This window comes from Parashewanella curva, from assembly GCF_003675895.1.
GTDB classification, from domain to species: Bacteria; Pseudomonadota; Gammaproteobacteria; order Enterobacterales; family Shewanellaceae; genus Parashewanella; species Parashewanella curva.
This window is the reverse complement of sequence record NZ_ML014764.1, coordinates 1-16520: the sequence shown is the minus strand read 5'-3', so window position 1 is coordinate 16520 and position 16520 is coordinate 1. Positions and strand designations below refer to the sequence as shown.

Here is a 16520-nt window from a genome sequence, read left to right as displayed (position 1 = left end):
TAAAACCCCTTGTTATTTCTTAATTTTTATAAACTAAACCTTATCTGTAACCAGAGTAACCCAGTTCCTTACATTTTGAGGTTAACTGGATCACACTCTTTATTATTATTTTTGGTATGTTAATAACATGTCCCTGTGAGGGAGCCCATCTTCTAAATACATATCTGAATTTGTGGTAAAACCTAAACTTTGGTAGAAATCCACCAAATACTCTTGTGCACCTAACTGAATATCTGACTGTGGCCACTGATTTTTGGCACAATCTATCGCTTTCTGCATCAATTGCGTGGCTAAACGCTGATTCCGGTATGCTTGTGCCACCAAGACACGACCGATACTTGCTTGTGGGTAACTTAATCCTGGCGGTAACACTCGACAGTATGCAGTAATATTACCATTTTCGTCGCTAATAAAAATATGGTAACTATTTGAATCTCTGTCTTTTTCGTCCAACTCTGGATAAGGGCAAGCTTGCTCTACCACAAAAACGTCCACTCTAAGTTTCAAGATTTCGTATAACTCGTCAGTCGTTAGCTCTGAAAATTGCTTGATGATGGTCTTCATTTTTCTTTTTTCCACTCACCATTATGTTTAGGTTTTACCCATGTATTGGAAAACCAATAATATCGATTGCTGGTCTTACTAGGTGCGGTACAGTTATAACGAGAGCGCCCCGCCGGTAACCTTTTTTCAGCTTGAATATAAAAAGTATTTTCACTTATCCAAACAGGTGGGTGAGCGCCTTGATTAGAGACATAACACATCAACTGAGATTTACGAATGTCTTGAGTATCTAGAGTTAATGTCAGTTTGGGTCGATGTTCTTCTTTAGTGAGTTGTGATTCTAGCGGTTGCTGTTTAAGCACAGGCATGGCCAAGCTATTCATCTTTATTTTCAGCGATGACATTTTCGAAAAAGGCACGGCGACAGGGTAACGAGGCAAAGACGTTAATGGTGAATAACGTCCTGCTGCGCCAGAATGTTGGCCAAAAGCGACATACCCCATATCGCTGAGCATTTTCATAATATCAACATTGTACTCACCGTATGGATAAGCCAAGGCTTTGAAACTTTGACCTGTACGCTGATAAATCGTCTGCTCATTTTTTTTAATGTTGGCTTTAATGCGTGACAACCATTGGCCTTTAGTTTCACTGGCAAGCTTGCGAATAAGGTGCACATGATCATAAGTGTGATTCATGATTTCCGCTTTTTCTTTAGCGATAGTTTGTATTTGTTGCCAGCTCATCATTCTATTAATTCGCTGATCAATGGGTTGTGAGGCTAAAAACATCGCATAAGGAAAACCATGCTTTTTTAACACTGGGCGAGCATTTTCATAAATGTTTCGATAGCCATCATCAAAGGTGATTGCCACTGTTTTATCTGGTAGTGATTGTTTATTTTTTAGCGCTTGAATCACTCGACTTAACGGTACAACATTAAACTGATTATCGGCAAGGTATTGCATTTGCTCGGCAAACTGCGCGGGGGTAACACTGGTAATCGCAGGGGTTTCATTAGAGACATGATGATACTGCAAGATCACCGTCGCCTGAGTGCTTGGCATTACCAAAAAACCTAAAACTAAGATAAGCTTGCACATTATTTTCATGAACTTTAATTTCCTATGAGTCGGTTTTCCATACTCTTTTGCAAAGATCAACATCGACGCTTGTGGTCATTAGCGATCCCCATCATTATTTCCAACATCAGTGTACCATTGCTAGGTCTTGTAGACACGGCCATGGTTGGTCATTTAGCTGAAGCCTATTACTTAGCCGCTGTCGCCCTAGGCTCAACGGTGATCAGCTTAATGATTTGGCTTTGTGGTTTCTTACGCATGTCCACCACAGGGTTAACCGCCCAAGCCAGTGACTCGACGACTTCTCAGGCTAAATTATTAGTTCAAGGTACAGTTATGGCTGTATTACTTGGTTTACTGTTACTGGTATTTCAACAACCGATCATTCAATTGGCATTAGCACTAAGTGATACCAGTGATGAAGTCGCCCATTACTTTCAACAATATGTCAGTATTCGTATTTGGTCGATGCCATTGGCTTTAGTTAATTTAGTGTTTCTCGGTTGGCTGCTTGGCAAACGCTTGCCTAAAGTCGCCATGTGGCAACTCATCATCGCCAATAGCGTTAATATCCTACTAGATTTATGGTTCATCTGGGGATTAGGCTGGGGTGTTGCTGGTGCAGCTTGGGCTTCCGTTTGTGCTGATATTACGGCTTTTGCTGTAGCCAGTTACTTTGTCATTCAGCAGTGGCAGAAATTACAGCTGCCCCAGCTAAAAATCATCGAACTACTTAAACAAGCAGGCTACCAACAACTGTTAAGCCTCAATAGAGATATTTTTATTCGCAGCCTTTGTTTACAGTTAACGTTAGCATTTATGACGTTTTATGCCGCTCGTCTTGGAGATCATGTCCTCGCGGCTAATGCAGTATTATTGAACTTATTGTTATTAATATCTTATGCCCTTGACGGTGTGGCGTATTACGCAGAAGTAGAAGTCGGTGAAGCTTATGGCAAAAAACAGTGGCAGAAGTTAACTGAATCCGTATGGCTATCGTGGTTTTGGTCAGGGATGATTGCCCTCGGGTTTGCGATGGTTTTTTATTTATTAGGTCCTCATTTAATCGCTTTACTGACAGATATTCCCCATGTTCGAACCACCGCAAACAATTATGTTATATGGCTGGCTTTGTTACCTTTATTGAGTTTTGGCTGCTATTTGTTTGATGGCGTTTATATTGGCTTGGCCAAAGGAAAAACCATGCGTAACAGCATGATTTTTTCGACTTTGGTCGTATTTTTCCCTTTGTGGTGGCTCACCAAAGACTGGGGAAATCACGCTTTATGGTTAGCGTTGAGTGCCTTTCTGCTCAGCCGTAGCCTAACTCTTGGTTTGCATTTTTTACAGATGCAAGCATGCATCACATCGCCCAATTGTGATCATTAATACTTCAACTACTCCCAATGGCCTCATCGAGTGTTAACGGTTCATCCATTTGAAATGTCAACTCTTCATCAACCTTTGGTAGTTCTGCGCCTGCGCCTGAAGCATCGCTAAGGTAGCTAGCACGGCTACCCGTACTACCCGTGCTAACTGGCCTTGCCGCTGGAGTCAGAGCTTGAGCACCAGGGTTTCTTAATACTACTCTGCCCTCTTTACTTTGAGGCTGCGACATCAGTACACCCGATGTCGGTGTATGTAATGGTGAATTATCCACTGTAGAGGTACCAGACATTATACTCTGAGGCGTCAACGGAGCTCCGGTCTCATGTGGATTTGGTGAAATAGGAGGACGAGTAACATTTGTTCCTGTGCCACCACCTAACGAAAGAGAGTTTGGACGCTGTTGCTGCTGAGCACTTTCCTGCATTTGGTTGAAACCTTGCTTTATTGTATCGGCTTCAATGTGTGGTCTGCTCAGGTGACTTAAATCACTTTCACTGTTTGTTGGCCTGCTAATTGATGTATGTGTTCTTCCGTTTTCAGCAGTCAAATAAGAAGTATCACTGTACGATCTTTGAGTTTGACGATGAGCTCTCTTTTCGTCTAAGTGAACATCGGGGGTTAAGGCATGAGCATTTACTGGTGGAGATATTGGTGATTGCTGCCGTTGGCTAACGCTATCAGGGGTAGTTGCACCTTTCCACATATCTAAGTTTGCATCCCAAACGGATCCATCAGGGTGTTGATATGCATGAGTGTTACTATCTGTCACCAAAATTGGTGGTGAGCTTTGAGTCAAAGCAGCCCTTGGAGTAAGAGGACTGTCATGTTCGTCGGCTAATGCTAGCTCTTGAGCTTGAAACATTCTGAGCATCCCTTCCCTTTCAAGCTCCGCTGCAAACTCCTCAGGAGTTTTCCTTTCTAGATTCGTCATCTCGCGTAAACCAGTGAACATCCTAACTCCACACCTCGACAACGCAAAGCCTAAAGCTGCTGCTTTATCATGTTCAATTAGAAGATGTAAAACACTATTTTGGTCACTATCAGGAGTTACTAGCCCATAACAGTATCTGGTTTGAATATTTGCATCATCCGTAACCCATGCAAAATCTTCTTCGTATTGACACTGAAGCACGTGAATAATTGTATCATCGTTAGCGTGCTTACATGCTACATGCAACAAATTAGCCCCTTGGTATCGATGGCCAAATGCAGCTGGATAACATTGGATTGCAAAATCATGTAGCATTTTACTGATCTCTATATTATTTAATACCACCGCTACTAACATAGGATCTAACTTACCGTATTCATCCCATATTTTTTCAAGAAATGCCTGCTCAGTGCAACTCTCTTGGTTATGTGGGATAGCTATCGATGATTGCGATAATCTGCGCTGAAGCGTTTCATCATTACCATTATTTTCCAAATCACTATTTTGTTGATCCAGTAATACTTTGGTTAGCTTATTTTTGGAAGGTATACCTTTTTTGAGCATCTGTAGTTGATCATTAGCAGGTAAACCCTTTCGCTTCTCTTTAATACTCCCTCTTGCATAATCGAGATAAAGGGAAACCAATTTCTTTTGTTGGTTAACTACGGCTTTAAAAAGTGGCGATATTCCATCTCTATCTTCAATCAACAGCAGCCCAGGCTGGACTTTTAATAATGCAGTAATACGCGCTCTATTTTCATCTGAATCTGTCTCTGCAAAGAGATGCAGTGGCGTATAACCAGCTAAATCTGGCTTAAGCAGTAGCGTGGCCAAACTTGGATTATTGGTCACATAACCCAGTAAAGAGCTGAATACTGATATACTGCATTGCTCTCCAGAACTACTTAGTCCTTTCATTGCAAGGTGAAACACAGTTTCACCTTTAACTTCTTTAGTAAACCCAATGTCTTCTTTTAGAAGCAAAAGTGCTTTCACACAAGCAGAACAATTTTTTTCTACGGCTAAGTGTAACGGAGTATAACCTTCATAATTCGTTTGCAATAAACAGGAGAGAAATTCGTCTTTATATTCTGTTGTTAACAAGTATTTCAGGGTTTCAACATCACCATTTGCACAAAGTCTGTGTATGGTGTTGTTACCATCAAGGTCTACAGCATGAAAATTACCTGTTTCGAATTGAACGGCTGTGTCATGCCAGCCTTTTTCTTTCATCTTTGTCGCTAACCCTTTCATGACACGCGGCGGTGCTTTAGCACCACATTTTGCTAAGCATTTTATGGTTTCTAATGTTGTGGCTTTATTCTCCTCAGCCAATTGTAATACGGTTCGCTTTTGTGCATTGGGCTCATTAATGCCTAACCCTCCGGATTCTAATGATTGCGATGTAAAATCGGGGGATACCTGTACCTTCGGTGTCGGGGGAGTGATTTCTGATTGAACAAGCATTGGCAATAAACCCGGCTCATGTATTGCCGCCAGATGTAGAGTATTATTGCGTTGTACATCAACCGCGTATAGCCAAGTGGCAATCAAAGGCTCTAAAACTTCATCATTTTCCACGTCAGCAGTAAAATGCTCTAATAATGCGCTAACGCATGCATTTTTTATCTCAAGGGAAAGCTCCGATTTTATTAGCATATGCAGTGGTAATTCGCCGCGTTTATTTCGAATTTCAGGGTTTACTCCACACTTGCATAATGTAGTAATCACACTTGGAGATCCTAATTTTACCGCTAGATGCATAAAACCGTTGCCGTCTTCATCGCTACACCAATCAGGGTTATTGAGTGTCTGAGATTCTACGCTAGGCACAGCGTTGCAGTGTTTAAGCAATACTTCCAGTAATGCGGTATTTTCACATTCGATGGCGGCACCCACTTGCTCTTTTAACCAGTCAGGTTTTTTGCCTTTTGCGTCACCTTTATAGAGTAATAACTTTATGAGCTCTGCATATGCAGGGGACTTATGTCGCCCCATTTTCCATATTAATTCAAGTGGTGTTTGACCATTAGCATTTCTCGTTTCAGGATTAAATGCGGGCTTAAGCACTATTCGAGGTTTCTTAGGATCTGTAGGTTGCTCAATGCCATGAAGGGTTAGAATTTTTACGGCTATCTCAGGTCGATTATTTTCAATCGCAACATGAAGCACGGTGTCTCCACAGTCATCACGCGCGTTTATACTGGCTTCACCTTTAGTGCAAGCCTGCAAACCTTGTCTAAACTGTTCTTCATTAACAGGAGCTTGGGTATTAGCGATGCAAACCACTTCATGCAGTTTAGTAATATCTCCTGGTACATCTCCACGCCCTCCAAAACCAAGCCATCTCAAAAAAACACCAACGATATTCCAAAATTTATTTTTAACCGCTATTTGAATTGGAGTGATCCCATGGGCATTGGTTGCTTGCGCATAACCTGGGTATTTCTCCATAATGGCATTGGCGACGGTTTGGTTTTCGTACCGCGTAGCGATATGGAGTGGGTTGTCCTCCCATTCTGCATTAGGAATGGCCGTTACCACCTCAAAACCATAGACTTCATTTTCTTCATTAATAGGAGCGTTCACTGCTCTAAAATCCGTACTCCAACTAACTGCGATGGTATCACCGTCGTCATCAGCCTCTTCATTTTGAGTAGCATCAGCTTCGACTAATTCAACTTTTGAGTCTGAGTCTGGGTTGATTTCGCGGATTTTTTGCACCCAAACCAAAGAAGAAATGTCATACAAATCACTCAACTCAGGGTCAAATTTGCTCTTATCTGACTTCTCAATAAGGTGTAATGCAAGCTCAGTATGATTGCTGGCACAAGCTAAGTGTAACGGAGTATTTCCTGCATTATCTTTAATTGAGGTATTCACTATCGCACTAGCACCTGCTCTGCTTGATGTTACGCTGGTTAATTCGTTCGCCAAAGCTAAACGATTAGAGAAATCAGCGCCACAAGCCAAATGTAGCGGTGTTTGCCCCTGTTCATTTTGACGATTTAATAAATTTCTTAGCGTTTGTGGGTTTGCAGGCGTAGCCGGTGCAACATAACAGTCTAATACTTGGCGCGAATTCGCCCCCATGGCTAACTGAGGATCTACGACTAAGTGTTTATTCAAATAATCAATGATTTGTTTTAAGCCAACAACATCACTAACCATACAAGCAAGATGGAATACATTGTTTCCTTTGGGATCAAGCTGGGTTAAATCAAGCCCATCATGCGCCAGTAATTCAGAAACCATGTCTGTTTTTTTCAACAATACAGCGAACATTAATGGGCTATTACCGTTAGCATCGACGGCATTAACATTATAATTGGGGTCAGCCAGTAGCGCTCTAACCGTATCAACGTCACCTTGTTGAATGGCTTGATGAAGCACTGTTTTCCCCTCATGATTTAGTTTCGTCACCACGGCCGGAGCTCTGTCAGTCCCTAATAAAGTTAATGCATGAGCAACATGTTGAGCCGAGTGCATTGCAGCAACATGCAATAAGGTATTTTGGTTTTCATCCATTGCAGTAAAATCAAACTGAGTATGGGGCTGCGAATTTAATGCGTTCATTTGGGCTTGAACAACTTGAGCGTTACTGTGTTGACAAACTACATGAAGAATATGGTTGCCTGCGTCATCACGGTCATTAAGCTCTACTTTGTCATTGCTAACCAGCGAAGACATTATTGCCAAGTGGTTAAGGTGAGAAGCCAGTTGCAATAAAGTCATTCCGAATTCTTGTTGATTCCAATGTTGATTAACACAAGCCATTGAACATGGTGTGGATTGTATGATCGTGTCCACTTTTTGTCGTCTGTCTAACACCACAGCCAGCTGCAACGGAGTAAAGCCGGCTATCCCTTTTGAAGTTAATTGTGCTTCGGTCACTGACGCTTGCTGAATAAGCCACTGAAGTTCTTCAGTTCCTCCAAGAGAGGCCAGTAAATGCAAAGTGCTGTTTCGGCAAGAAGTCATTTGAACAAGTGGCTCTTTCGCGTTTTTAGCCAATTTTTCAGCTAATTGTTTTTGACCGCTCAATAAACACTGCTGAAGTGGTGTAATACGCTGAGTTTTCATTTGTTGATAAAACTGTTTTCTAGCAAGATGCTGTTCTACTTCATCAGCAGCATGGGCAATATCTCTTACTTTGTTTTGAAATTCTACTTCAATCGGTAATGAACATTGCTTAAGTATTTGAGGAGCTTTTTTGGCAATCTTTAATGCCATCTTTTGATTATTGGCATGGGATGATGCACAAGCTGCGTGCAAAGCGGTATACCCGTTTTTATCAGTAATCGAAAGATCAATCTCTCTTTGCTTACACAGAAACTTAACTAGGTCTAAACTGCCTGTATCAACCGCCATATGCAACGGTGTTTTTCCTTGCTTATTTTGGGCATTAATATCGACATATTTTTGCCCTATTAGATGGTTAGCAATCTCCTGATATTGATTTCGTCTGGAAATTGGCACCTCACCTTGCTTGCGACAGGCAATCTGAAAAAGATGTAGAAAGAAAAAGCTCTTATCTTTCATTCGAACTTGTTTTGCAATTTTTCCATCTTCCAGTTGTAGTTTGACTTCATTAAAATCACCTGTTCTGACTGCATGTAACAAGCCTGCCATGTGGGAGTATTGACTTCCACTGACTAGCCAAGTGTCAGTTTCAATTCGTGTTGGAGCCGGAGCATTACGGTTGCGCCTACGACTTGAAGTTCTTTCAGCTTCTACCCACTTCGTCCGCCCTCCAATTTGACGTTCCTCAATCTGAATACCGACAACACTCAGTAAGTTCCGAGCTTGCTCGCTTTTGCTAAGCTTTCTATGCCTTGCCACACTCCGATCGTTACAAAGGTGTAATATTGCCTGTTGCATTTCTGGCTCAGCAAGAACCTTTCTGCGTAACGCCGCAACATATTCTAGTTCAGTTTGGGATAAAGATTTTCTGCTCAACTGCATATCATCAACCAAATGAATCAAACCTTCAGCGTCAGTAAGGTGGCTACTCTTTTGAATCCATCGCTTTACGGATGGTTCTACTGCGTGTTGTGGTAGGGTTGGAATAGCTTTGTTCAATGATTCGTAATTAACATTCTGAGCTGTAGATTCAAACTGATAAGCAGGTAATAGTGCTAGTGCCTGTTGTTGAACCCTAGCCATATTGGCTAACTCTTGCTCGGGAATTAAAGAACAGTGTCCTCTATCGATAAAGAGTGCAACATGGGCTTCATAACCTCCTCCGCATTCTGGCTCCTTTAAGGCAAGCAATTGCATTAACCCACTTTTCAAAATGTGATTTTTATAGCGGTTATTTTTTTCTTTTATCACTCTATTGATATGGCGAGAATACATTTGCGCAGCGGAGTCCAGTACGTGCGATATAGAGCAACGCTGCTGTATTTCCCTTAATAAATCATCATCACCTCTACTCAATGCATTTTGAGTTGATTGACTGAATAGTCCCACTCCAGAAGGTGGTGTGTAATCAATACCAATTCTGGGAGCAATCTCCCCCAAAATAGCTAATAGCCTTCTTTGTTGCACTGTATCCCAACGCATAGATTTGTGCTTATCTACATACTCTTTTAAGCTCGGCTCGGTCCCCCTACCTATTTGTAACAACGTATCATCTATACAATCAGCTTTGATATTTCCATATTCATCATGACGATGGAAACCAAACTCGCTCTGCATCGCGGTTTCAAACAGTAATCTGGCTCTTAAATGTAAATGGGTATGTAGTAAGCCCTGATTGCTGAGCACTAGATCTTGATAAATTTGAACAAAAGAAAAAGAATCAGAATAAGACAGTTGAAGCGCTATAGCTTTAAGCGCCTGTTGGTGATGCTCTGAATGCGGTTCAGCAGTAATCTGATTTCGAAATGTTTTTATTGCATCAACAAAGTTCTCAAAGCTGCTATTGGTTGACTGGCCATTAGCTATGGTCAGTAAATGATACTGCAGTAACTCCCAATCAATGTGTCGTTGAGAAGCTCGGAGCTGCTGCTCAAACAAGGGCTTAAGTTCGTTGACATTTTCAACTAATTCGCGCCAAGCTATCTCCTGCTCTGGTTTAATAGACGTAGAGTTGAGTTCATTTGCACACAATGAGGGAAGCACATCACCCGTAAACATAGGTGATGAACTGAATGATGGAGCAGCGGCTCGTGACAAAACTTCAGTAGCCATAACATTACCCCCCTCTTTAATTGCGAGTAATGAGTTAAAAGTATCGGGCTTTTTCCTTATGTACAGTGAAACTTTATTAATAACCCGATAGAAATTTTATGCAAAAAAAAGCAAAATAATAGTCAAAACTAAAAAACTTATTGAAACTAATATTGTTTTGTAAAGAAAGGCTCAGGGTTTATCGACTTCTTTATTGAAAAAATAAAATATGAAAATCGGTCTTTGTGAAAATGAATTATATAAAGAAAGTTTAATTTACAAGATTTCCGCTCTATTTACCAAGACGTCAATCACTATCCTCATCAAACAACGAAAAAACGACTCTCAATTAAAAAAGAAAGCGAATACCTTTACAACTCATAAATCATCGATAGCCGTTCACTATAGGCTGAAAGTAGAATAAAAATCACTAAAGCAGAATGAATTTATTAGAACAAAAAGATCCAACATATTCAGAATGATACAAGTCGAATCACTGTAATAGAATGGCGTTTTTGATTTAAAACACCAGAGAATAAGCCATATTAGCTTATTCTCTGCGATTTAAACAAAAATTGCTTAATAGAAAGAATGGTCACCACGCTGATGATCAGTCGCATCGACCACCCCCGTAAGCTCGCCAGGGAATTGCTCTAATAACTGCTTTTCAATACCGTCTTTTAACGTCACATCTACTTGAGCACAACCATTACACCCACCACCAAACTGTAATACTGCTACGCCTTCGTCTGTCAGTTCTGTCAATAAAATATTGCCGCCATGACTGGCTAACTGTGGATTTATTTCAGACTGGATCACATATTCAATGCGATCGCGTAATGGTGCATCATCTGCTACTTTACGCATTTTGGCATTGGGTGCTTTCAAAGTCAGCTGTGAGCCAAGCTGATCCGTTACAAAATCAATACTGGCTTCTTCTAAAAATGGTGCACTCTTTTCGTCGACCATGGCACTAAAGCCATCAAAATCTAACTGAATATCATCTTCTTCCACGGCATCAGGTGGACAATAAGACACACCACATTCTGCCGATGGCGTACCTGGGCTAATAACAAAAACGCGAATATGCGTGCCCTCTGGCTGATCCGCCAATAGTTTTACAAAATGCTTTTGTGCTGCTTCAGAAATGCTAATCATGCCAACCTACTTTAATACCTGAGTTATTCACTAAGTTATAGTCGCTAATGATACTCTTTGTTGCTGAAAGTGTGTAGCCTTTATCACGATTTCATTAAATGTTAACTTGGTCACATAAACATCATTTCCAATAAACGATACCATAACAATGAAAAAACTTGCGCTCTTATCCCTAGGTTCTTTGCTCTTAAGCAGTAGCCTTTTAGCTCCAGCTCACGCAACCATTCATACGGAATTTACATTACCTTCAGCCCTATATTCATCAGACTTGATGACACCTGAAAATTATTTAGGTTATCCACTAGGTGAATGGCATCTTCGCCACGATCAACTCAATGGCTATTTGAAATTACTGGCTCAACAAAGCGCAAAAGTATCATTAGAAGACACAGGGTTTAGTCACGAGCGTCGCCAGCAGCTTTCTGTGGTGATCACATCAGGAGAAAACCAAAAGCGTTTAGATGAAATCATCAGTCAACGAGCTACCGTCAAAGCTGGTAATAAAGTTGATGGTCCATTAGTGGTTTGGTTGGCGTATTCAATTCACGGTGACGAAGCCAGTGGCGCGCATGCCGCGATGGCATTGAGTTATTACTTAAGTGCCAGTAATGAGCCTTGGGTGAAGCAATTATTGAATGACATGGTGGTGATCATCACCCCAAGCCAAAACCCAGATGGCATGGATCGCTTTGCTAACTGGGCAAACAATAATCGCAGCAACGTGTTAAATCTCGATCCTAACAATCGTGAGCATCATCAGCACTGGGAGCGTGGTCGTTTTAATCATTACCTTGCTGATTTAAACCGTGATTGGTTGTTCCTCCGTCACCCTGAATCCCAAGGACGTGTGGCATTATTCCATAAGTGGCAGCCGCATTATGTGGGTGACTTTCATGAAATGGGGCATCGTTCTAGCTACTTCTTCCAACCGGGCGTACCGGAGCGAACACATCCATTAACCCCGAAACAAAACCAAGCTCTCACTGATAAAATTGCCAATTATCATCGCTCTGAGCTGGATAAAATGGGGCAGCCTTATTTTTCTAAGCAATCATTCGATGATTTCTTTTATGGGAAAGGCTCAACATATCCTGATATTAATGGTGCCATTGGCGTTTTGTTCGAACAAGCCAGTGCTCGAGGTAAAGGGGTAAATTCTCCGAACGGTGCCGTGACCTTAGAGCGCGCCATTCAAAATCAATTTGCGACCTCAATCTCCAGCCTTAAAGGCACGTTGGCACTCAAAAAAGAACTCCACGCCTATCAAATAGAGTTTTTTGATAAGCAGCGTAACAAAGCGGGACGACAGGAAGGGGTTTTGATCAGTGCTAACAATGATCCACATCGCCTACAGCAATTTGCCGAAATCTTAGCTCAGCACAAGATTGATTTTGAGTATCTCAATCGTAATATCAACCAAAACAAGCTAACTTTTGCTAAGCAAGATTCTTTGTTTATTCCTTACGGCCAATCACAACATGCGTTAATTCGAGCCTTATTTGACAAACGTCATTCATTTAAAGACGAAACGTTTTACGATGTATCGAGCTTCGATTTATCAGCGGCATTCGATTTACAGCTGGCTGAAGAGGTCAATGTTTCCAATAAATACCAGACTTCAAGCATTAAAAATCATACACCTAAAGCTATCACTCCTGAGTCGGTAGCCGTTTTAATTGATTGGCAACAGTCTAATGCAGCACCATTCTTACAGAGCTTGCTGGCTAAAGGCATTAATGCCAAATTTAGCACCAAGCCATTAACAGTAACCTCTGGCGCGAAAACACAGACATTAGGCTCTGGTACCTTACAAGTTTTACTTAATCAGGATGATGTTAACCGCGATAGCTTAGTAGCAACGATGGAAACCGAAGCTAAGCGACACAATGTAAACATTACCCCTGTATCTACCTTTGCTGCGGTATCTGGTATCGATTTAGGCAGCCCGAACTTTGTTCCTGTAACGCCAGTAAAACCGCTATTGGTTACCAGTGATAGCACGAATCCTATGGAAGTCGGTCAGCTTTGGAACTTCTTAGATAACACTTTGAAAGTACCAGTGACCTTGGTAGACGCTGATAACCTAAGTCGTGTTAACTTAAGTGATTACAGCCATGTCCTTTTTGCTCACGGATGGTATGCTTCGTTATCAACGAAAACGGCAGACAAATTAAAACAATTTGCTCAAAGTGGTGGCACCATTGTCGCTCAAAAAGGCGCGATAAGCTGGCTTAAGCAACATAAGCTTATTCAAACCGAAGTGTTTAACAGTAAACAAGCCAATGAGCTTTTTGATACCAAAGGGTTAACCTTTGGTGACCAAGACAGTCTACGTGCTCGTAAAACCATTGGTGGCGCAATCGTCAATATCGACTTAGACAATAGCCACCCATTAAACTTTGGTGTGACCAATAATCGTATTCGTCTAATGAAAAACCATATTGTGGCATTTGAAGCACCAAAAGCGCCCTTTATCAGTGCTGGACAATATCATCAGTCACCACTGGCAAGCGGTTATATGGCGCCGGAATATCAACAACATTACCCTAAACTTCACTCCATGATTGCCGAACGTATTGGGCAAGGACGAGTGATTGGCTTTGCTGAGAACCTAGTATTCAGAAATGTGTGGCTGGGCAGTGAAAAAATCTATAGTAACGCACTGTTTTTTAGTAACGGGCTATAGAGCTTGTGAACCGAGCGATGCAGTGAAACGCTGCATCGCTTTATCGGTAATACACTTTTAATAACGGCATGGCATAACTTAAATAATCATCAGCTAAACATATCTTCGGAGTCAAATGGAACCTGTACTCTTAGTCATCACCTTCTTATGTGGAATGTTAATAAACCGATTAGGGTTTCCGCCGTTAATTGGATATTTGATTGCTGGTTTTGCTTTATATTATGTTGGAGTTAAAGAGAGCACTATCCAGTTTCTTCACCAAATATCAGAGCTTGGGATCACCTTACTGCTGTTTGCCATTGGCTTAAAGCTGGACATTAAAAGCTTATTTAAAAAAGAAGTCTTAGCCACCTCTAGCATCCACTTATTAGGCTCAATATTAGTCTTTGTTCCTCTGCTTAAATTACTTGGTTTCATTGGGCTTCAACAAATTACTGATCTTGGTATCAATCAACTATTTCTCATCGCTTTTGCTTTGAGCTTCTCGAGTACAGTGTTTGCGGTTAAAACCCTAGAGGACCAAGGCAATATGCAAGCCCTTTCGGGTAAAGTCGCCATTGGGATCTTAATCATACAAGACATATTTGCCGTCGCTTTTCTTACCATATCCAAAGGCGAAGTCCCTTCAGTTTGGGCATTCTGCTTGTTATTACTCCCTCTTTTAAAACCATTGCTCTATTACATCATGGACAAATTAGGACATGGCGAACTCACGGTACTATTTGGCTTGGTAATGGCATTTGTATTAGGCGCTTGGACATTTCAACTGGTTGGCTTAAAAGCAGATCTAGGCGCTTTGATCATTGGTATACTATTATCAGGAAACGCCAAAGCTTCAGCATTATCTAAATCATTATTCTATTTTAAAGAAGTATTCTTAATCGCGTTTTTCTTAAGTATCGGTCTCAATGGTTTTCCATCTCTACACGACATTACGTTGGCGGTGATTTTAGCGCTTCTACTGCCCTTTAAAGTTACTCTGTTCCTACTTCTATTAACTCGTTTTCAATTACGTGCACGCACAGCGTTACTCAGTGCATTTAATCTTGCCAACTATAGCGAGTTTGGATTAATCGTAATGGCCGTAGCTATCACTATGGGAATGATCCCATCACAATGGTTAGTGATTTTAGCTGTAGCGTTAAGTATTAGTTTTATTGTTGCAGCATGGCTTAATAGATCCGCCGATGCCATATACAATCAACTAGAACAAACTTTATTAAGGCTTCAGGCAGTAAAACTTCACCCTGAAGATAGTCCTATTGCAGTTGGAACACCTCGTTTTTTGATATTGGGCATGGGGCGTATAGGTTCCGGAGCCTACGATGCTTTAAAAGGTAAATATGGCTGCGAAATATTAGGAGTTGAACACAAAACTGAACTGGTTGAATTTCATCAATCAGCTGGGCGTAATGTCGTACATGGGGACGCATCGGATTGCGATTTTTGGAAGAAAGTCGACAACTTACATTGTATTGAACGTGTATTTCTCGCTATGCCTAAGCACTCAGGTAATATCTCCGCCCTCGAACAACTTAAAGAGCAAAACTACCAAGGAAAATTCAGCGTACTCATTCTCCATGCCGAAGATGCTGAATCATTAGAAGAACTTGGAGTAGATAATATCTACAACCTATATGATCTCGCTGGTGTCGGCTTTGTTGAGCAAGTGATAAGTGAAAATAAAGATTGAGATTAGAAGTGCTTGGAGCATCTCCAACCCAAATCACTTTTTATCCTCTATACTCGATTCGATTAGCTTCAAAGAGCAAATAAAATAATAATAGTTTTGTATGCCAGTAAATACGAAAAAAGCCCTAGCTTTTAGCTAGAGCTTTCTCTTATTTGGTGTCTGGCAATGACCTACTCTCACATGGGGAAACCCCACACTACCATCGGCGAGGCTGCGTTTCACTTCTGAGTTCGGGATGGGATCAGGTGGGACCACAGCTCTATTGTCACCAGACAAATTCTTTTCAATTTTATAATGGTGCTGATACCCAGAATCGAACTGGGGACCTCATCCTTACCAAGGATGCGCTCTACCGACTGAGCCATATCAGCAAATTCTTCAAGCCTAATCTGACTTGTATCTTCACTTTTAGTGCCAGTAAAGATGAATAAATTGGTGTCTGGCAATGACCTACTCTCACATGGGGAAACCCCACACTACCATCGGCGAGGCTGCGTTTCACTTCTGAGTTCGGGATGGATTCAGGTGGGGCCACAGCTCTATTGTCACCAGACAAATTCTGTATATTGGACTGGTTAATTGTCCGTCTGACGGCATTGTTTCCTCGCTCTAGTGCTCATGTACTTGAAGTACATTCCGCGCTTCGCTCGTCACGGCTTTGTCAGCCGAACAATTTCCTGCGTCTTTTAACCAATCTTCTTAATTCAGAAAGCTGAGTTAATCTTGTTCTCGACTTTACTAAGTACGTCGTATTCTTACTAAGGTTTAGCAAGTTATAAAACCCATTAGGGTTGTATGGTTAAGCCTCACGAGTCATTAGTACAGGTTAGCTCAACGCCTCACAACGCTTACACACCCTGCCTATCAACGTCCTAGTCTCGGACGGCTCTTTAGAGACCTTAA

The 16520-nt window shown here is 41.4% G+C and carries 7 protein-coding genes, 1 tRNA gene and 3 rRNA genes; 3 read left to right on the top strand and 8 right to left on the bottom strand.

The features are described from left to right. Nucleotides 1-105: 105 nt before the first annotated feature. Nucleotides 106-564 carry a GNAT family N-acetyltransferase gene (locus D5018_RS06565; protein ID WP_121838213.1) on the bottom strand — a complete coding sequence of 153 codons (459 nt, stop codon included), beginning with the start codon at nt 562-564 and terminating at the stop codon, nt 106-108. Then, nucleotides 561-1610, bottom strand: coding sequence for a polysaccharide deacetylase family protein (locus D5018_RS06560; RefSeq protein WP_165905013.1), 1050 nt, complete (start codon nt 1608-1610; stop codon nt 561-563). The genes D5018_RS06565 and D5018_RS06560 overlap by 4 nt, the downstream gene beginning before the upstream one ends. Nucleotides 1611-1631: 21 nt before the next feature. On the opposite strand from D5018_RS06560, the gene D5018_RS06555 reads away from it, so the two are divergent. After that, nucleotides 1632-2975, top strand: a complete 1344-nt coding sequence (locus D5018_RS06555) for an MATE family efflux transporter (protein ID WP_121838211.1) — start codon at nt 1632-1634, stop codon at nt 2973-2975. Between the two features lie 4 nt (nt 2976-2979). Here D5018_RS06555 and D5018_RS06550 read toward each other — a convergent pair whose 3' ends face one another. Then, nucleotides 2980-10101 (bottom strand): ankyrin repeat domain-containing protein, encoded by a 7122-nt coding sequence (locus D5018_RS06550; RefSeq protein WP_121838210.1) that lies wholly within the window; start codon nt 10099-10101, stop codon nt 2980-2982. Nucleotides 10102-10659: 558 nt separating this feature from the next. Continuing rightward, nucleotides 10660-11238 (bottom strand): Fe-S biogenesis protein NfuA, encoded by a 579-nt coding sequence (gene nfuA, locus D5018_RS06545; protein ID WP_121838209.1) that lies wholly within the window; start codon nt 11236-11238, stop codon nt 10660-10662. Between the two features lie 148 nt (nt 11239-11386). Between nfuA and D5018_RS06540 the strand changes: the two genes are divergently transcribed. Together D5018_RS06540 and D5018_RS06535 are read left to right on the top strand one after the other, a co-directional pair. Then, the gene (locus tag D5018_RS06540) at nt 11387-13924 is read left to right on the top strand and encodes a M14 family zinc carboxypeptidase (RefSeq protein ID WP_121838208.1); all 2538 of its coding nucleotides are present in this window, start codon (nt 11387-11389) and stop codon (nt 13922-13924) included. 115 nt (nt 13925-14039) lie between these two features. Beyond that, nucleotides 14040-15617, top strand: a complete 1578-nt coding sequence (locus tag D5018_RS06535; RefSeq protein WP_121838207.1) for a cation:proton antiporter family protein — start codon at nt 14040-14042, stop codon at nt 15615-15617. Between the two features lie 157 nt (nt 15618-15774). On the opposite strand, the gene rrf (D5018_RS06530) is transcribed toward D5018_RS06535, so the two are convergent. The 4 genes from rrf (D5018_RS06530) to D5018_RS06515 all read right to left on the bottom strand — a co-directional run. After that, a 5S ribosomal RNA gene (gene rrf / locus D5018_RS06530) occupies nt 15775-15890 on the bottom strand. A 22-nt stretch (nt 15891-15912) separates the two neighbouring features. Further along, nucleotides 15913-15988 (bottom strand) — tRNA-Thr (locus D5018_RS06525). Between the two features lie 66 nt (nt 15989-16054). Next, nucleotides 16055-16170 (bottom strand): 5S ribosomal RNA (gene rrf / locus D5018_RS06520). A gap of 242 nt (nt 16171-16412) precedes the next feature. Further along, nucleotides 16413-16520: ribosomal RNA gene (locus D5018_RS06515) — 23S ribosomal RNA — on the bottom strand; the annotation flags it as partial.

Excerpts from the sequence above, each read along its gene's own strand:
- D5018_RS06565 (WP_121838213.1), bottom strand. The coding sequence starts at position 564 with ATGAAGACCATCATCAAGCAATTTTCAGAGCTAACGACTGACGAGTTA.
- D5018_RS06555 (WP_121838211.1), top strand. The coding sequence starts at position 1,632 with ATGAGTCGGTTTTCCATACTCTTTTGCAAAGATCAACATCGACGCTTG.
- D5018_RS06550 (WP_121838210.1), bottom strand. The coding sequence starts at position 10,101 with ATGGCTACTGAAGTTTTGTCACGAGCCGCTGCTCCATCATTCAGTTCA.
- nfuA (WP_121838209.1), bottom strand. The coding sequence starts at position 11,238 with ATGATTAGCATTTCTGAAGCAGCACAAAAGCATTTTGTAAAACTATTG.
- D5018_RS06540 (WP_121838208.1), top strand. The coding sequence starts at position 11,387 with ATGAAAAAACTTGCGCTCTTATCCCTAGGTTCTTTGCTCTTAAGCAGT.
- D5018_RS06535 (WP_121838207.1), top strand. The coding sequence starts at position 14,040 with ATGGAACCTGTACTCTTAGTCATCACCTTCTTATGTGGAATGTTAATA.